This window comes from Streptomyces sp. NPDC016309 (assembly GCF_043077235.1).
Lineage (GTDB): Bacteria > Actinomycetota > Actinomycetes > Streptomycetales > Streptomycetaceae > Streptomyces.
Map to the genome: position 1 here is coordinate 661,458 of NZ_JBIBSG010000001.1, position 17,635 is coordinate 679,092.

Here is a 17,635-nt window from a genome sequence, read left to right on the forward strand (position 1 = left end):
GGCGGGCCCGGCGGTACGGGGGCGGCGCGGCGGTACGGGGGCGTCGGGCGGTCTACTCCGGTTCGCTGAGGAGGCGGCCCCGGCGGGACAGCAGGAACCGTTTGAAGGCGGCCACCGGCGGGGTGTCCGGGTGCCCGTCCAGCCAGGCGACACCGATCTCGCGGGCGGCCCGGGGTGCCGTGACCGTGAGCTCGACGACGCCGGGGCGCGGGACGGCCGGGGGCGGGAGCAGCGCGACGCCGAGGCCCGCCGCGACCAGGCCGCGCAGCGTCTCGGCCTCCTCGCCCTCGAAGGCGATCCGGGGCGTGAAGCCCGCCTCGGCGCACAGGGCGTCGGTGATGCGGCGCAGCCCGTACCCGGGCTCCAGGGTGACGAACGTTTCCTCGGCCGCCTCCGCCAGGCGGACCCGCCTGCGCCCCGCCAGCCGGTGGTCGTCCGGGACGACGAGCCGCAGCCGCTGCTCGTCCAGGCGGCGGGCCACGAGGTCGGGGGCGTCCGGCACCGGGGACGTCAGGCACAGGTCCAGGTCGCCGGCGCGGAGGCGCTCGATCATGGCCTCCCCGTAGTTCTGGACGAGCGTGAACCGGACCCGGGGGTGGTCCACCCGGAAGGCCCGGATCAGCCCGGGGACGGTCTCCGAGCCCAGGGTGTGCAGGAACCCGAAGGCGACCCGCCCCGCGGAGGGGTCGGCGTCCGCCCGTACCGCGTCGGCCGAGCGCTCCACCTCCGCCAGCGCCCGCTCGGCGGAGGCCAGGAAGGTGCGCCCGGCCGGGGTGAGCGAGACGGTGCGGCCCTTGCGGGCGAACAGCGCGACCCCGAGGTCCTGTTCCAGGCGCACCATGGCCCGCGACAGCGTCGACTGCGGGACGCCGATCTCCTGGGCGGCGCGCGTCACGTGCTCGTGGCGGGCGACCGCGGCGAAGTACGCGAGCCGTGGCGCGAGCAGCAGGCCCATGTCTTCTTCGTTACTGTTCGGTGACAGCCACTCCGGTGAACTGCGGTTATGCGCCATGGGAACGATTAAAGCCGTTCCGTGCATTGGACGCATCAAACCGGGGTGCCTACGGTCGAGACATGCCTTCCGCCAGTACCAAGGCGGCCGCCACCGACGCGGTCGCCGACCTCCGCCTTTCCCCCGGCCGGCCCGGCCACCGCCGGATGAGCTTCGCGCTCTTCGCCGCCGGAGTCGCCACCTTCGCCCTCCTCTACTCGACGCAGGCCCTGCTCCCGGCCGTCTCCGCCGGCTTCGGCGTGAGCGCGTCGGCCGCCTCCTGGTCGGTGTCCGCCGCGACCGGCGCGCTGGCCCTGTGCGTCCTGCCGCTGAGCGCCCTGTCCGAGCGGTTCGGCCGCCGCACCCTGATGACCGCCTCGCTCGCGGTCGCCGTCGTCCTGGGTCTGCTCGTGCCGCTGGCGCCGAGCCTGGAGTGGCTGGTGGCGCTGCGCGCCGTGCAGGGCGCCGCGCTCGCGGGGGTGCCCGCGTCGGCGATGGCGTACCTGGCGGAGGAAGTGCGGCCCAAAGCGCTGGTCGGCGCGATCGGCCTGTTCGTGGCGGGCAACAGCATCGGCGGCATGAGCGGCCGGATCGTCACCGGCTGGGTCGCCCAGGTCTGGGGCTGGCGGGCCGCGCTCGCCGCGGTGGGGCTGCTGGCCGTGGTGTGCGCCGTGCTGTTCCGGCTGCTGCTCCCCGAGGCACGGCACTTCTCCCCCGGCTCGCCGGCCCCGCGCGCGCTGGTGAGGACGGTGCGCCGGCACCTGTCGGACCCGCTGCTGATGCGGCTGTACGTGATCGGCGCGCTGTTCATGACGGTGTTCGGCGCCGTGTACACGGTCATCGGGTACCGGCTCGTCGAGGCGCCGTTCTCGCTCCCGCAGGGCGTGATCGGCTCGGTCTTCCTGGTCTACCTGGTCGGCACGGTGTCGTCGGCCGCGGCCGGCCGGCTCGTGGGCCGGATGGGGCGGCGCGGGGCACTGTACCTGGCGGTGACCACGACGGCGGCGGGGCTGCTGCTGTCCCTGTCGGACGCCCTGGCCTCGGTGCTGGCCGGCCTGGTGCTGATCACGGCCGGGTTCTTCGCGGGCCACGCGGTCGCCTCGTCGTCGGTGAGCCGTACCGCGCGGACGGGGCGGGCCCAGGCGTCGGCGCTGTACCAGTCGGCGTACTACCTGGGCAGCAGCGCGGGCGGCACCCTGGGCGCGGTCGCGTTCCACGCCGGGGGCTGGGCGGGCACGGTCCTGCTGGGGCTGGTGGCCGTCCTCGGGGTCGTCTCCCTCACCCTGTACGGAACGCATGCCGCGCGGGTGGAGGACCGGAAATCCCGCGAGCGGTACAACCGCTCCGCTTCCCCGAGCGTCCTAAGGGCATAACAACCACAAGGGGCTCCAGGGGGAGTGGTGTACGTGGGTGGGATTCGCAGACGTGCCGGGGTCGCGCTCGGCCTCACGGGACTGGTCGTGCCGCTGACCGTCGCGCTCGGTGCCGCGCCGGCGCAGGCGGCGTCCTGTACGACGGCGACCGGGCCGTACCAGAAGCAGGTCGAGAAGTTCATGGGCAGGCCGGTGGACGGGAAGCAGTCGCCGGCCGACTGCAAGGCGACGCAGACGTTCCAGCGCTGGCACGGGATCACCCCGTCCGTCGGGTACGCGGGTGAGGTCACCTGGCGCACGATGAACACGATCCTCCAGCAGCGGGCGGCGGGGAAGAACCCCAACGCGGCGGGGAAGTGCCCGACGAACAAGGGGCGCATCGCGTGCGTGGACCTGACCAGGCAGCTTTCCTGGATCCAGGACGGCGCCGGGCTGGCGTACGGGCCGGTGCCGGTGCGGACCGGCCGGGACGGCGACGAGACCCGTACGGGCGCGCGGAAGATCTACCACCGCAACATCGACCACTGGTCGACGCTCTACAAGGTGCGGATGCCCTACGCGCAGTTCTTCGACGGCGGGCAGGCCTTCCACTCGGTCGGCAAGTCCATGTACAACCCGCCCGGCTCGCGCGGCTGCGTCAACATGCGCGAGGCCGACGCGAAGGCGTACTGGAGCATGCTGAGGAACGGCGACGACGTGTTCGTGTACGGGCGCAAGCCCGGTACGTGAGCCCCGTTGTCAGTCCCCTCCGGTAGCTTCCGTCGTGTGTCGAGGGAAGCGTGAGCGGGGTGGACGCGATGACGGATGTGGCGGACGACCAGGCGGACCTGGAGCGGTACCGGACGGAGCTGACCGGCTACTGCTACCGCATGCTGGGATCGGCCTTCGAGGCGGAGGACGCCGTCCAGGACACCATGGTCCGGGCGTGGCGGAGCCTCGCTAAGTTCGAGGGCCGGTCCTCGGTGCGGTCCTGGCTGTACCGGATCGCCACCAACGTGTGCCTGGACGCGCTGAGCGCGGGCAACCGGCGGGCGCGGCCGATGGACCTGTCCGCGCCGACACCGGTGGCCCGGGCACGGCTCGACGCCCGCCCGGAGATCACCTGGCTGGAGCCGGTGCCGGACGGGCGGGTCCTGCCGTCCGTCACCGATCCGGCGGAGACGGCGGTCGCGCGGGAGACGATCCGGCTGGCGTTCGTCGCCGCGCTCCAGCATCTGCCGCCCAAGCAGCGGGCGGTGCTGATCCTGCGCGAGGTGCTGGCGTGGCGGGCGAGCGAGGTCGCCGAACTGCTCGGGACGACGGTCGCCTCGGTCAACAGCGCCTTGCAGCGCGCGCGGGCGACGCTCGCCGAACACGCCCCGGCCGACACGGACACCGCCGACCCGCTCGACGAGGAGCAGCGGCGGCTGCTGGACCGCTACGTCGCCGCCTTCGAGGGGTACGACATGGAGGCGCTGACGGCGCTGCTCCACGAGGACGCGACGATGTCCATGCCGCCGTACGACCTGTGGCTGCGCGGGCACGAGGACATCGTGGGCTGGATGCTCGGCGTCGGTGACGTCTGCCGCGGGTCCCGGCTGGTGCCCACCGTGGCGAACGGCTCCCCGGCCTTCGCCCACTACCACCCGGCGGAGGACGGCGCGGGGTACACCCCGTGGGCGCTCATCGTCCTGGAGGTCTCGGACGGGAAGGTCGGGGGGATGGACTTCTTCCTGGACACCGGGCGCTGGTTCCCCCTGTTCGGTCTTCCGGACCGGCTGGAGGCGTGAGGAGCAGGGCGTCCAGGCCGGCCAGCCGGCACAGCGCCCGCAGATCGGGCCGGGCCCCGCTGACGGTCATCCGGTGGCCGAGCCGCCGGGCGGTCAGGGACAGCCGGGCGAGGGCGTCCAGGGTGGTGAGGTCGGGCCGGACGATCCCGCCGGCGTCGCAGACGACGTCCCGGCCGCCCGGCTCCTCCCCCACCGCCTCCCCCTCCGCGAGCAGCGCCGCCAGTTCCCCGCACAGACGGGGGACGTCGGCGGGCCCGATCCGGCCGGTGACGCGGAAGACTTTCGGATCCGATGTGTCCACGGGGAAGCAGACCACCGCCACCGCCGGAACTCATCGCCGGCCCACGTGCCGGACGGGGCCCGGTGGAGGTCCACCGGGCCCCGTCCGCGTCCGGGTGTGCGCGGGTCAGGCGATGCGCTCGATGACGACCGGGGTCGGCTCGTACGCGGAGCCCTCGGCGGCGATGTCGTAGGCGCCGTCCAGGGACTTCAGGGCGTAGTCGAACTTCTCCGGGGTGTCGGTGTGGAGGGTGAGCAGCGGCTGGCCGGCCGTGACCGTGTCGCCCGGCTTGGCGTGCAGTTCGACGCCCGCGCCGGCCTGCACCGGGTCCTCCTTGCGGGCCCGGCCGGCGCCGAGGCGCCAGGCGGCGACGCCGACGCCGTACGCGTCCAGGCGGGTGAGGACGCCCGAGGCGGGGGCGGTGACGACGTGCTGCTCGCGGGCGACCGGGAGGGTGGCGTCCGGGTCACCGCCCTGGGCGGCGATCATGCGGCGCCAGACGTCCATCGCGGAGCCGTCCGCGAGGGCCTTCGCCGGGTCGGCGTCCTTGATGCCGGCCGCGTCGAGCATCTCGCGGGCGAGCGCGACGGTGAGCTCCACGACGTCGGCGGGGCCGCCGCCGGCGAGGACCTCGACGGACTCGCGGACCTCCAGGGCGTTGCCCGCGGTGAGGCCCAGCGGGGTCGACATGTCGGTGAGGAGGGCGACCGTCTTCACGCCGTGGTCGGTGCCGAGGCCCACCATGGTGGAGGCCAGCTCACGGGCGTCGGCGAGGTTCTTCATGAAGGCGCCGGAGCCGACCTTGACGTCCAGCACCAGCGAGCCGGTGCCCTCGGCGATCTTCTTGGACATGATGGAGCTGGCGATCAGCGGGATCGCCTCGACCGTGCCGGTGACGTCGCGCAGCGCGTAGAGCTTCTTGTCGGCGGGGGCGAGACCGTCACCGGCCGCGCAGATCACCGCGCCCGTGGAGTCGAGGACGTCCAGCATCTCCTCGTTGGAGAGCAGGGCCCGCCAGCCGGGGATGGACTCCAGCTTGTCGAGCGTGCCGCCGGTGTGGCCGAGGCCGCGGCCGGAGAGCTGCGGTACGGCGGCGCCGCACGCGGCGACCAGCGGAGCGAGCGGCAGGGTGATCTTGTCGCCGACGCCGCCGGTGGAGTGCTTGTCGGCGGTGGGGCGGGAGAGGGACGAGAAGTCCATCCGCTCGCCGCTCGCGATCATCGCGGCGGTCCAGCGGGCGATCTCCGTACGGTTCATGCCGTTCAGCAGGATCGCCATCGCCAGTGCCGACATCTGCTCGTCGGCGACCTCGCCGCGCGTGTAGGCGTCGATGACCCAGTCGATCTGCTCGGGGGTCAGCTCGCCCTTGTCCCGCTTGGTGCGGATGACGGAAATCGCGTCCATGGTCTGAAGGGTTCCTTCCAGCGGGATGGGACTGTCCTACACGCGGACTCTACGCGCATAGAGAAGAGGGGGGGAGGAAGGACGACCCCTCCGCGGACAGCGCGGAAGGGTCGTCCCGTCCTCAGCGGAGGTGTTGCGGCCCGAACGCCTGCGGCAGCATCCCGGAGAGCGGCAGCACGCCCTCGGGCGTGTCCACCAGCAGCTCGTCGCCGCCGAACTCGTACAGCAGCTGCCGGCAGCGGCCGCACGGCACCAGCACGCGGCCGTCGCCGTCCACGCACACGAAGTGCGTCAGCCGGCCGCCGCCCGTCGCCTGGAGCTGGGAGACCAGCCCGCACTCGGCGCACAGGCCGATGCCGTACGAGGCGTTCTCCACGTTGCACCCGGTGACGGTGCGGCCGTCGTCGACGAGGGCCGCCGCGCCCACCGGGTAGCCGGAGTACGGCGCGTACGCGTGGGACATGGCCTTCCGGGCGGCGTCACGCAGGGCCTCCCAGGCGGCGGCGTCCGTCACTTGCCCTGGCCCTTCTTGTACGGCATGCCGTCCGCCTTGGGCATCCTGAGCCGCTGCGCGGACAGGGCCAGCACCAGCAGCGTGGTGACGTACGGCGCGGCGTCCACGAACTGGCTGGGCAGCGCCTCGGTGAAGGCGTACCAGACGAAGAGGCCCGCCGCGACGACCGTGGCGACGGTCGCGCTCACGTACTTCTTCTTGTAGAGCTGCCAGATCGTCATCGCCACGAGCAGGATCGCCAGCAGCAGCAGCATCGCGTGGACGTTCTCCGCACCGCCGCGCAGCTTGAGGCTGTCGGTGAAGCCGAAGAGCCCGGCGCCGAGGGCCATGCCGCCCGGCATCCAGTTGCCGAAGATCATCGCGGCGAGACCGATGTAGCCGCGGCCGCCGGTCTGGCCCTCCTGGTAGATACCGGTGGAGACGATGGCGAGGAAGGCGCCGCCGAGGCCCGCGAGGGCACCGGAGACGATCACGGCGATGTACTTGTACTTGTAGACGTTGACGCCCAGGGACTCGGCGGCCACCGGGTTCTCACCGCAGGAGCGCAGCCGCAGGCCGAAGCCGGTGCGCCACAGGATCCACCAGGTGGCGGGGATCAGCAGCAGCGCGACGACGGTCAGCAGCGACAGGTTGGTGACCAGGCCGCCCAGGACGCCGGCCAGGTCGGAGACGAAGAACCAGTGCTTGGCCTGGAGGTCCGCCAGTCCGTCCGACAGCCCGGGGATCGTGATGTCCGTGACCCGGTCGATGCGCGGGGACTGCTTGGAGGAGCCGCCGGGGGCCTCGGCGAACGTGAAGTTCGACAGGTAGCGGGTGACGCCGGTGGCCAGGATGGTGATGGCGACACCGGAGACGATGTGGTTGACGTTGAAGGTGACCGTCATGACCGCGTGCAGCAGACCGCCGAGCGCGCCGCCGGCGATGCCCAGCAGGACGCCGCTCCACGGCCCCCACTGGTAGCCCGCCCAGGCGCCGAACCAGGTGCCGACGATCATCATGCCCTCGAGGCCGATGTTGACCACGCCGGCCCGCTCCGACCACAGACCGCCGAGACCGGCCAGGCCGATGGGCACGGCGAGCTGGAGGGCGCCGGAGACCTGGCCCACGGAGGTGAGGTCGTTGGCGCCGCTGATCACGCGGACCAGCGAGAACAGGGCCAGGCCGCCGGCGATCATCAGCAGCACGACGGGCAGGGACAGCCGGCGGCGTCCGCCGCCCTTCTTGGGTGCCGCGGCCGCGGCCGTGACAGTGCTCGTGGACTCGCTCATGCCGCCACTTCCTCCTTGTTCTTGCGGGCCTGGGCGGCAAGCTCTTCGCCGACCTTCTGCTGCTGACGGCGCAGCCCGTACTGCCGGACGAGTTCGTACGCCACGACGACGGAGATCACGATCAGGCCCTGCATGATCGTGGCGATCTCCTTCTCGAAGCCGTACTGGTCCAGGGACGCGGACGCCTTGTCCAGGAAGGCGATCAGCAGCGCGGCGAAGAAGATGCCCACCGGGCTGTTGCGGCCGAGCAGGGCGATGGTGATGCCCGTGAAGCCGACGCCCACGGGGAAGCTCAGGCTGTACGTGTGGGTCTGGCCGAGCAGCATCGGCATGCCGGCGAGACCGGCGACGGCGCCCGAGATCAGCATCGCGGTGAGGACCATCTTCTTGGCGTCCACACCGCTCGCCTGGGCGGCGGAGCCGCTGGCGCCGGTGGCGCGCAGGTCGAAGCCGAAGCGGGTGCGGTTGAGGACGAACCAGTAGACGACACCGAGCGCGAAGGCGACGAAGGTGAAGCCGTAGACGGTACCGCCGTCCACGTCCAGGCCGGGCATCCAGCCGGACTCGGCGATGGCGCCGGTGGTGAGGTCGTTGGAGCCGGCCGGCTGCTCGCCCAGGTTGGCGGGCAGGATCATCCAGGCGATCAGGCTGGTGGCGATGGCGTTCAGCATGATCGTGGAGACGACCTCGCTGACGCCACGGGTGGTCTTCAGGACACCCGCGATGCCGGCCCACAGGGCGCCGACGAGCATCGCGACCACGACGATCAGCAGGATGTGCAGCGGGCCGGGCAGCTCGACGGCGGCACCGACGACCGCGGCGAGCATGACCGCGAGGCGGTACTGGCCGTCCACACCGATGTTGAACAGGTTCATGCGGAAGCCGATGGCGACCGCCAGCGCGGCGAGGTAGTACGTGCCGGTCTGGTTGAGGATCAGGACCTGGATGTCGGTGAACTCCAGGCTCTGGAACATGATCCGGTACGGCTCGAACGGGTCGCGGTCCGAGACCAGCAGCACCACGGAGGTGAGCAGGAAGGCCACGACCAGCGCGAGCGCCGGGCCGGCGAGGCCCAGGATCAGCCGGTCCTTGTCGAACTTCTTCATCGGCCCTCACCGTTCGCGTTCTCGTCGTGCTCGAGGTGGCCGGTCGCGGCGCCCGTCATGGCCGAGCCCAGCTCCTCGGGGGTGATGGTGGCGGGGTCCGCGTCCGCGACCAGCCGGCCGCGGTACATCACCCGCAGGGTGTCGGAGAGCCCGATCAGCTCGTCCAGGTCGGCGGAGATCAGCAGCACCGCCAGGCCCTCGCGCCGCGCCGCGCGGATCTGGTCCCAGATCTGCGCCTGCGCGCCGACGTCCACGCCACGGGTGGGGTGGGCGGCGATCAGCAGCTTGGGGTCGTGGCTCATCTCGCGGCCGACGATCAGCTTCTGCTGGTTGCCGCCGGACAGGGAGGCCGCGGTGACCTCGATGCCCGGGGTGCGCACGTCGTACTCGCGCACGATCCGCTCGGTGTCCTTGCGGGCGGCCTTCAGATCCAGCAGGCCGCGCTTGCTGTTGGGCGGCTCGGTGACGTGGCCGAGGATGCGGTTCTCCCAGAGCGGGGACTCCAGCAGCAGGCCGTGGCGGTGGCGGTCCTCGGGGATGTACCCGATGCCGCCCTCGCGCCGCTTGCGGGTCGGCGCGTGGGAGATGTCGGCGCCGTCGAGGGTGATGACGCCGCCGTCGAGCGCGCGGAGGCCGATCAGGGCCTCGATGAGCTCGGTCTGGCCGTTGCCCTCGACGCCCGCGATGCCCATGACCTCACCCTTGTGGATGGTGAAGCCGATGCCCGCCAGGACCTCGCGGACGATGCCGTCGGGGTCGGTCTCGGACAGACGGAGGTCCTCGACCCGCAGCATCGGCACGTCGGTGACCGTCGACTCGCGGGTCTCGGGCGACGGCAGCTCGGCACCGACCATCAGCTCGGCGAGCTGCTTGGTGGTGGCGGTGCGCGGGTCGGCGGTGCCGACGGTGGTGCCGCGCCGGATGACGGTGATGTCGTCGGCGACGGACAGCACCTCGCCCAGCTTGTGCGAGATGAAGATGACGGTCAGGCCCTCGGCCTTGAGCTCACGCAGGTTGGCGAAGAGCGCGTCGACCTCCTGCGGGACGAGCACGGCGGTCGGCTCGTCCAGGATGAGGGTGCGGGCGCCCCGGTAGAGGACCTTGAGGATCTCCACGCGCTGCCGGTCGGCGACACCGAGCTGCTCGACGAGGACGTCGGGGCGGATGTTCAGCCCGTACGCGTCCGAGATCTCCATGATCTTCTTACGGGCCTTGGCCCCGATGCCGTACAGCTTCTCGCTGCCGAGGACGACGTTCTCCAGCACCGTGAGGTTGTCGGCCAGCATGAAGTGCTGGTGGACCATGCCGATGCCGATGGCGATGGCGTCGGCGGGGCTGGAGAAGGAGACCTGCTTGCCGTCGACGGTGATGGTGCCCTCGTCCGGCTTCTGCATGCCGTAGAGGATCTTCATCAGGGTCGACTTGCCGGCCCCGTTCTCGCCGATGAGGGCGTGGACCGTCCCCTTGCGGATGGTGATGTCGATGTCGTGGTTGGCCACGACGCCGGGGAAGCGCTTGGTGATGCCGCGCAGTTCTACGGCGGCGGCGGCAGTGGCAGCCGGCGGCGTTGACGGGCTGGACGCGTTGATGACGCACTCTCCTTGGCGGGAAAGGAGCTTTGAGGAGCGGGGGGCTGGTGGGCAGGTGCCGAAGTTACCGCGCCGCGCGGGGCTCTACGCGCGTAGCGACAACGAAGGGGAAAAACCGGGGGAACACGGCCGGGGTCCGGAGAGGCGGCTTTCGCCGCACTCTCCGGACCCGCGGACCCTGGTCCCGGCCGCGCGGTTACGGGGCGGTCTTGACCGTGACCTTGCCGGCGACGATGTCGGCCTTGGCCTTCTCCACCGCGGCGGTGACGTCGGTCATCTTGGTGTAGGCCGGGTTCGAGGTGGCCAGGCCCACGCCGTCCTTGGCGAGGCCGTAACGGACCTCACCGGACTGCGGCTTGCCGTCCTTGACCGACTTGATCAGGTTGTAGACGGAGTCGGAGACGTCCTTGGTCACCGAGGTGAGGATGTACTCCTTGTAGGCCGCCAGGCCCTTCTGGTTGTACTGGTCGGAGTCGACGCCGATGGCCCACTTCTTGGCCTTGGCGGCGGCCTCGATGGAGCCCGAGCCGGCGAGACCGGCGGCGGCGTAGATCACGTCGGCGCCCGCGTCGATCTGGCCCTGCGCGGCGGCCTTGCCGAGGTCCGGCTTCGAGAAGCCACCGAAGTCCGGCGGCTGCGTCAGGTACTGGACCTTGACGTTGACGTTCTTGTTGGTGTCCTTGACGCCCTGGACGAAGCCCGCCTCGAACTTCTTGATCAGGGGCGTCTCGACGCCGCCGATGAAGCCGACGGTGTTGGACTTGGTCACCTTGGCGGCGGCGACGCCGGCCAGGTAGGAGCCCTGCTCCTCGTTGAAGACCAGGTTGGCGATGTTCTTGCCGGTCTTCGAGGTGTCGTCGATGAGGCCGAAGGTGGTCTTCGGGAACTTCGGCGCGACCTCGGCGATGGCCGGCGCGTACGCGAAACCGACGCCGATGACGGGGTTGTTGCCGGAGCGGGCCAGCTCGGTCAGGCGCTGGACCTTGTCCGGGTCGCCCTCACCCTCGGTGGGCTCGGCCTCGGTGCCCTTGATGCCGAGGTCCTTCTCGGCCTTCTCCAGGCCGGCGAACGCGGCGTCGTTGAACGACTGGTCGCCACGGCCGCCGATGTCGTAGGCGAGTGCCGCCTTCGGCTCCTGGTTGTCGCCGGCGTCCGACGACGACTTTCCGCCACAGGCGGTGACACTGAGCGCGAGTGCCGCGGACGCGACACCCACAGTTGCGATCCTGGTGATCCGGCGCAAGGGAGGCTCCTTCAACCTGACCTAAGCGCCTCTTCCGGCGCTGGTTTCGCGGCGATCGTAACGCGCGTAGATGTCAGGTAAAGGCCCGTTCGGTAGCTGTTATCAGATCGACGCGAACAGCGGATGACCTTGACGGTACCGCCACCGGGCGTAGTGGTGCCCTCCGGGGTGGTGACCGGAAATGAACGGGCCGGCCCGCCGGTCGACGGGCGGGGCGGGCCGCTCCGTCGCGCCGGTGGGCCGGTGTCCGGCGGGCTCAGGTGGCGCCGTCGAGCAGGGCGGCGGCGGTGAAGAGTTCGACGCCTACCTCGATGGCCCGCTCGTCGACGTCGAAGTTGCCCCGGTGGAGGTCGAGCCGGGCCGTATCACCCGGCCGGCGGACACCCAGGCGGGCCATCGCGCCGGGGACGTGCTCCATGTACCAGGAGAAGTCCTCGCCGCCGAGGCTCTGCTCGGTGTCCTCGATCGCGTACGCCCCGCGCCGCGCCGCCATGGCGTCGTGGAGGAGCTGGGCGACGGACGCGTCGTTGACGACCGGCGGAACCCCGCGCACGTACTCGATCTGGCACTTGGCGCCGTGCAGCGTGGCGACCTCGTCGATCGCCGCGTACACCTGGTCCGGGGCCTGGCGCCAGGCGTCCAGGTCCAGGCACCGGACCGTGCCGCCCAGTTCGGCGCGCTGGGGGATGACGTTGGGCGCGTGTCCCGCCTCGATGCGGCCCCAGGTCAGGACCAGCCCGGCCCGGGTGTCGATCCGGCGGGAGAGCAGCGCGGGCGCGTCGACGGCGACCCGGGCGGCCGCGGTGACCATGTCGGTGGTCAGGTGCGGGCGGGCGGTGTGGCCGCCGGGCCCGTCGAGAGTGACCTCCAGACGGTCGCACGCGGAGGTGATCGGCCCGGTGCGCAGCCCGATGCGGCCCACGTCGACGCGCGGGTCGCAGTGCACGGCGATGATCCGGCCCACGCCGTCCAGTACCCCGGCGTCGATGGCGGTGATCGCGCCGCCGGGCATGACCTCCTCGGCGGGCTGGAAGATCAGGCGCACGGGGCGGGGCAGCAGGCCCTCCCGGGCCAGGCCGGCCAGCACCAGGCCGGCCCCGAGGACGACGGTGGTGTGGACGTCGTGGCCGCAGGCGTGGGCCCGGTCCGGCACGGTGGAGCGGTAGGGGACGTCCGTCTTGGTGTCGGGGATGGGCAGCGCGTCGATGTCGGCGCGGAGCGCCAGCATGGGGCGGACGCCGTCCCACGTACCGATGTCGCACATCAGCCCCGTCCCCCCGGGGAGGACCCGTGGGCTGAGTCCGGCCGCTTCGAGGCGCGTCTTGATCGCCGCGGTGGTGCGGAACTCCTGAAAGCCCAGTTCGGGGTGCATGTGCACATCCCGGCGGAACGCGATCAGCTCGGCGCGCAGGCTCTCTGGCAGCGCGCCGAGGAGGGGCGTATCGCCGGGAACGTCTGTTTCGGGGTCGCGGGACATCACCTTGTTCACCCATGAAAGGGTAGGCGCGTTTCGCCCTCAACTAACGTGTGATCTACAAAACTTCAGCCCGATAGGGGAAAGAAACCCTGGACAGCGGGCTTGAAGGCCAGGTCAAGTGGGTAAGCTCACGCGTTTTTGGACTTGTGTCGATCTTTCTCGATCGGCTTCGGTCAGGTGTTCGCGTTCGTGATCGGAGCCCCCGGGCCCGGGGGGTCGGGCCCGGGGGGTCAGGCCCGGGGGGTCAGGCCCGGGTGACCGGCTCCTGGATCTCGGTGACCCACCGCGCGGTGTCGTCCGGGCACTCGAGGTACAGCTCGCGGGGGTGACCCGTCGAGCGGTACCCGTTGGCGTCGATCCAGGTGGCCAGCGTCTGGACGGTGGGCAGTACGGCGTCCATCGGGCCCCGGTGGACGACCGTGGCCGCCTCGTCGAGGCCCGGCAGGTCGACGATCTCCACCCCGGGAACGTCCCCGGGGCCGACGCCGGCCGGGAGCGTCATCCCCGCGTGGACGAGGACCGCCCCGCCGCCCGCCGGAGCGTCCTCGTAGTACGCAACGCCCGGTCCGAAGCCGCTGACCCCGGCGGCTTCCAGCCGGGCGCACAGCTCCTCGTACAGCGGCGCCACGACGGGGCCGATCTCCCCGGGGCCGAAGCCCGCGGCGGTACCGGTCAGCTCGGCGATCCGGGCACCCGGAACGCTCTTGACGACGACGTCCTGTGCGGACATGTGTCCCTCGCTCTCGATGGCTCGGAGCCTCGCGCCGACCCGCGCCAGCCGCGCGGCCGCCTCGCTCACGGCCGACTCCAGCTCGGCCTGCCGCAGCCGCAGCATCCCGCGCAGTTCCTCGGCCCCGACCTCCTCGTCGAGGACGGACCGCACCTGGTCGAGCGTGAAGCCGAGGTCCTTGAGCGCGATGACCCGGTTCAGCCGGGCGAGCTGGGCGGCCTCGTAGTAGCGGTAGCCGCTGTACGGGTCGACACGGGCGGGGCGCAGCAGTCCGACGGCGTCGTAGTGGCGCAGCATCCGGACCGACACCCGGCCGTGCCTGGCGAAGTCTCCGATGGTGAACATGACGCCTCCTACGACACGGCCTCACACGGTGTCAGGGTCAAGCCCGCCCCGTGGCCGGGCCGGTCGGGCCCGGCCGGCGGTCAGGCCGCGCTGCTGAGCGAGAGCTTCACCGCGAAGCCGAGGAACAGCGCGCCCGCCGCCGAGGTCACCGTGGCCGACAGCCGCTTGCGGCGCCGGAACGCGGCGGCCAGGTGGGTGCCGGTGAAGATCAGCAGGGTGAGGTAGAGGACGCTCGCCGCCTGCGCGAGCGTGCCGAGCACCACGAAGGACAGCGCCGGGTACTGGTAGGCGGGGTCGACGAACTGCACGAAGAACGCGATGAAGAAGAGGATCGCCTTGGGATTGAGCAGGCTGATCACGAAGGCCCGCCGGAACGGCCGCTCCGCCGCCGGTGCCGGGGCGGCCTCGCCCGGTTCCTCCGCCACCCGCTCCCGGCGGGTCCGCCACATCGCCCGGGCCGCCCGGAGCATGCCGACCGCCAGCCACGTCAGGTAGCCGGCGCCCGCGAACTTCACGATGCCGAACAGCAGCGCGTTCGCCTGGAGCAGGGAGGCGACGCCGGCCGCCGAGAGCGTCATCAGCACCGTGTCGCCGCACCACACGCCGGACGCGGCGGCGTAGCCGGTCCGTACCCCGCGCCGGGCAGCGACGGACAGCACGTACAGCGAGTTCGGCCCCGGCAGCAGAATGATCAGGAGGAGGCCGGCGAGGTAGGTCGGCAGATCGGTGACACCCAGCATGGGGCGGAGTGTCGCACACGGGTACGACACTCCGCCCCTGGGTTCCGTATCGCGGAAACCGCTGGTACGGCGGGTGACCGGGTCAGAACGCGTCGGTCGGGACGTACGTCCCCCACACCTCGCGCAGCGCGTTGCAGACCTCGCCGACCGTGGCCCGCGCCCGGAGGGCGTCCTTCATCGGGTACAGGACGTTGTCCGTGCCCTCCGCGGCCTTCTTCAGCTCGGCGAGCGCCGCGTCGACCGCCGCCTGGTCGCGCTCTGCGCGCAGCTTGGCGAGGCGCTCGGCCTGCTGGGCCTCGATGGCCGGGTCGACGCGGAGCGGCTCGTAGGGCTCCTCCTCGTCGAGCGTGTAGCGGTTGACGCCGACGACGACCCGCTCGCCGGAGTCGGTCTCCTGGGCGATGCGGTAGGCGGAGCGCTCGATCTCGTTCTTCTGGAAGCCGTGCTCGATGGCGTTCACCGCGCCGCCGAGGTCCTCGACCTTCGTCATCAGTTCCAGCGCCGCGGCCTCCACCTCGTCCGTCATCCGCTCGATGACGTACGACCCGGCGAACGGGTCGACGGTGGCGGTGACGTCGGTCTCGTACGCGAGGACCTGCTGCGTGCGCAGCGCCAGGCGGGCGCTCTTGTCGGTGGGCAGCGCGATGGCCTCGTCGAAGGAGTTGGTGTGCAGCGACTGGGTGCCGCCGAGGACGGCCGCCAGGCCCTGCACGGCGACGCGCACCAGGTTGACCTCGGGCTGCTGGGCGGTGAGCTGCACACCGGCCGTCTGGGTGTGGAAGCGCAGCATCATCGACTTGGGGTTCTTCGCGCCGAACTCGTCCCGCATCACCCGCGCCCAGATGCGGCGGGCGGCCCGGAACTTCGCCACCTCCTCCAGGATGGTGGTGCGGGCGACGAAGAAGAACGACAGGCGCGGCGCGAAGTCGTCGACGTCCATGCCGGCGGCGACGGCGGTGCGGACGTACTCGATGCCGTCGGCGAGGGTGAAGGCGATCTCCTGCGCGGGCGAGGCACCGGCCTCCGCCATGTGGTAGCCGGAGATCGAGATCGTGTTCCACTTGGGGATCTCGGCCTTGCAGTACTTGAAGATGTCCGCGATCAGCCGCAGCGACGGCTTCGGCGGGAAGATGTACGTGCCGCGGGCGATGTACTCCTTGAGCACGTCGTTCTGGATCGTGCCGGTCAGCTTGTCGGCCGGGACGCCCTGCTCCTCACCGACGAGTTGGTAGAGCAGCAGCAGGAGGGCGGCGGGGGCGTTGATGGTCATCGACGTGGAGACCTTGTCCAGCGGGATCCCGCCGAACAGCACCCGCATGTCGTCGATCGAGTCGATCGCCACGCCCACCTTGCCGACCTCGCCGTGCGCGATCGCCGCGTCGCTGTCGTGGCCCATCTGGGTCGGCAGGTCGAAGGCGACCGACAGGCCCATGGTGCCGTTGGCGATGAGCTGCTTGTAGCGGGCGTTGGACTCCACTGCCGTACCGAAACCGGCGTACTGCCGCATCGTCCAGGGACGGCCGGTGTACATCGTCGGGTAGACACCGCGCGTGAAGGGGTACGAGCCCGGGTCGCCCAGTTTCTCCCCGGGCTCCCACCCGCTCAGAGCGTCCGGCCCGTACACCGGCTCGATGGGCAGTCCCGACTCCGTCTCGCGCGCCATGTGCTGTGCCTTCCGATGAGATCTACTCGCTGGTACCGACCCTCGCGACGGACTGTAGCGGCGGGCGTGCGGCCGGTGGAGGGCCGCAGGCTGGGACCTTGCTCACAGCATGCGCCGCCGGGCGCAACCAAGCACCCCCGCCAGGCATCCATTAGGTACAGGTCATCAACTCGGGGGGCTCACATGCACCGTACGTCCGTCATACGCAGAGCAGTACTCGCCGCGGCCGCCGTCGCGCTCGCCGCCACCGGCTGCACCGCCCAGGCCGTGGGGGCGGCCGGGGGGTCGGCGTCCTCGTCCGCCGCGCCCTCGGCGGAGGCGTCGCCGTCGTCCGGCGCGTCGGCCGCCGGTGGCGCCGAGCCGACGGGCGCCGCGCCGTCCTCGTCGCCCGCCGCGCGGGTGGTGATGGCGGAGGGCACGGAGAACGAGCAGGTGCGTGAGCTCCAGGCGCGGCTGCGGCAGCTCGGCCACTTCCACCGCAGCCCCACCGCCTTCTACGGCTCGATGACCGCCAAGGCGGTGTCGGCGTTCCAGGAGAAGCGGGGGCTGTCCGCGACCGGCAAGGTCGACGGGACCACCTGGGCGGAGCTGACGTCCGCCTCGCGCAAGCCGACCGCCGACGAGCTGCGGCCGCCGACCACCAACGAGCTGGACAAGCCGGACGCGCGGTGCATGACGGGCCGGGTGCTGTGCGTCAGCAAGGAGAGCCGGACCCTCGCCTGGATGATCGACGGCAAGGTCGTCTCGGCGATGGACGTGCGCTTCGGCTCGGAGAACACGCCGACCCGCGAGGGCACCTTCAAGGTCGATTCCAAGAGCCGTGACCACGTGTCGACGCTCTACCACACGCCCATGCCGTACGCGATGTTCTTCAGCGGCGGCCAGGCCGTGCACTACTCGTCCGACTTCGCGGCCCGTGGCTACAACGGTGGCTCGCACGGCTGCGTCAACGTCCGGGACAAGCAGAAGCTGTCGGCGCTCTTCGACCAGGTGAAGGTCGGCGACAAGGTCGTCGTCCACTGGTGATCAGGCGGGAGGGAAGAGAGGGCGCGGGCGGGACCGGGGGAACGTGTCCCGCCCGCGCCATGTGCGCTGAGCCGTAGGTACGGGGGGAACCCCGGCTCTTCGCGCTGCCGATGACCA

16 protein-coding genes are annotated in these 17,635 nt (G+C 71.5%); 4 read left to right on the plus strand and 12 right to left on the minus strand.

What is annotated here, in order from left to right; translation table 11 throughout:
• Nucleotides 1-52 precede the first annotated feature (52 nt).
• Nucleotides 53-1,012, minus strand: coding sequence for a LysR family transcriptional regulator (locus ACF068_RS03000; RefSeq protein ID WP_392272381.1), 960 nt, complete (start codon nt 1,010-1,012; stop codon nt 53-55).
• Between the two features lie 62 nt (nt 1,013-1,074).
• Between ACF068_RS03000 and ACF068_RS03005 the strand changes: the two genes are divergently transcribed.
• The 3 genes from ACF068_RS03005 to ACF068_RS03015 all read left to right on the plus strand — a co-directional run bounded on the left by ACF068_RS03005 (nt 1,075) and on the right by ACF068_RS03015 (nt 4,133).
• On the plus strand, nt 1,075-2,364 hold the full coding sequence (locus tag ACF068_RS03005; RefSeq protein WP_392272382.1) for an MFS transporter: 1,290 nt from the start codon (nt 1,075-1,077) through the stop codon (nt 2,362-2,364).
• 33 nt (nt 2,365-2,397) lie between these two features.
• Nucleotides 2,398-3,093 carry a L,D-transpeptidase family protein gene (locus tag ACF068_RS03010; protein ID WP_392272383.1) on the plus strand — a complete coding sequence of 232 codons (696 nt, stop codon included), beginning with the start codon at nt 2,398-2,400 and terminating at the stop codon, nt 3,091-3,093.
• Between the two features lie 68 nt (nt 3,094-3,161).
• A complete protein-coding gene (locus ACF068_RS03015) occupies nt 3,162-4,133 on the plus strand; it encodes a sigma-70 family RNA polymerase sigma factor (RefSeq protein WP_392272384.1) in 972 nt (323 codons plus the stop codon).
• On the opposite strand, the gene ACF068_RS03020 is transcribed toward ACF068_RS03015, so the two are convergent.
• The 11 genes from ACF068_RS03020 to ACF068_RS03070 all read right to left on the minus strand — a co-directional run bounded on the left by ACF068_RS03020 (nt 4,027) and on the right by ACF068_RS03070 (nt 16,492).
• Nucleotides 4,027-4,455, minus strand: coding sequence for an STAS domain-containing protein (locus ACF068_RS03020; protein WP_392272385.1), 429 nt, complete (start codon nt 4,453-4,455; stop codon nt 4,027-4,029). The two genes, ACF068_RS03015 and ACF068_RS03020, sit on opposite strands and share 107 nt — an antisense overlap.
• Before the next feature lie 84 nt (nt 4,456-4,539).
• Nucleotides 4,540-5,817, minus strand: coding sequence for a thymidine phosphorylase (locus ACF068_RS03025; RefSeq protein ID WP_392272386.1), 1,278 nt, complete (start codon nt 5,815-5,817; stop codon nt 4,540-4,542).
• A 121-nt stretch (nt 5,818-5,938) separates the two neighbouring features.
• Nucleotides 5,939-6,331, minus strand: coding sequence for a cytidine deaminase (locus tag ACF068_RS03030; protein WP_392272387.1), 393 nt, complete (start codon nt 6,329-6,331; stop codon nt 5,939-5,941).
• Nucleotides 6,328-7,599 carry an ABC transporter permease gene (locus ACF068_RS03035; protein ID WP_392272388.1) on the minus strand — a complete coding sequence of 424 codons (1,272 nt, stop codon included), beginning with the start codon at nt 7,597-7,599 and terminating at the stop codon, nt 6,328-6,330. Before ACF068_RS03035 ends, ACF068_RS03030 begins: the two co-directional genes overlap by 4 nt.
• Nucleotides 7,596-8,705: an ABC transporter permease gene (locus ACF068_RS03040; protein WP_392272389.1), complete on the minus strand. Its 1,110-nt coding sequence runs from the start codon at nt 8,703-8,705 to the stop codon at nt 7,596-7,598. Before ACF068_RS03040 ends, ACF068_RS03035 begins: the two co-directional genes overlap by 4 nt.
• Nucleotides 8,702-10,294: an ABC transporter ATP-binding protein gene (locus ACF068_RS03045; RefSeq protein ID WP_392272684.1), complete on the minus strand. Its 1,593-nt coding sequence runs from the start codon at nt 10,292-10,294 to the stop codon at nt 8,702-8,704. The genes ACF068_RS03040 and ACF068_RS03045 overlap by 4 nt, the downstream gene beginning before the upstream one ends.
• A gap of 196 nt (nt 10,295-10,490) precedes the next feature.
• On the minus strand, nt 10,491-11,537 hold the full coding sequence (locus ACF068_RS03050; RefSeq protein WP_392272390.1) for a BMP family protein: 1,047 nt from the start codon (nt 11,535-11,537) through the stop codon (nt 10,491-10,493).
• A 256-nt stretch (nt 11,538-11,793) separates the two neighbouring features.
• Entirely contained in the window at nt 11,794-13,014 is a 1,221-nt protein-coding gene (locus ACF068_RS03055; RefSeq protein WP_392272685.1) for a M20 family metallopeptidase, read from the minus strand.
• Between the two features lie 244 nt (nt 13,015-13,258).
• Nucleotides 13,259-14,089: a MerR family transcriptional regulator gene (locus ACF068_RS03060; protein ID WP_392272391.1), complete on the minus strand. Its 831-nt coding sequence runs from the start codon at nt 14,087-14,089 to the stop codon at nt 13,259-13,261.
• Nucleotides 14,090-14,169: 80 nt separating this feature from the next.
• Nucleotides 14,170-14,829: a leucine efflux protein LeuE gene (gene leuE, locus ACF068_RS03065; protein WP_392272392.1), complete on the minus strand. Its 660-nt coding sequence runs from the start codon at nt 14,827-14,829 to the stop codon at nt 14,170-14,172.
• A gap of 82 nt (nt 14,830-14,911) precedes the next feature.
• Nucleotides 14,912-16,492 carry a methylmalonyl-CoA mutase gene (locus ACF068_RS03070; RefSeq protein ID WP_392272393.1) on the minus strand — a complete coding sequence of 527 codons (1,581 nt, stop codon included), beginning with the start codon at nt 16,490-16,492 and terminating at the stop codon, nt 14,912-14,914.
• Nucleotides 16,493-16,675: 183 nt separating this feature from the next.
• On the opposite strand from ACF068_RS03070, the gene ACF068_RS03075 reads away from it, so the two are divergent.
• Entirely contained in the window at nt 16,676-17,518 is an 843-nt protein-coding gene (locus tag ACF068_RS03075; protein WP_392272394.1) for a L,D-transpeptidase family protein, read from the plus strand.
• Nucleotides 17,519-17,635: the final 117 nt, after the last annotated feature.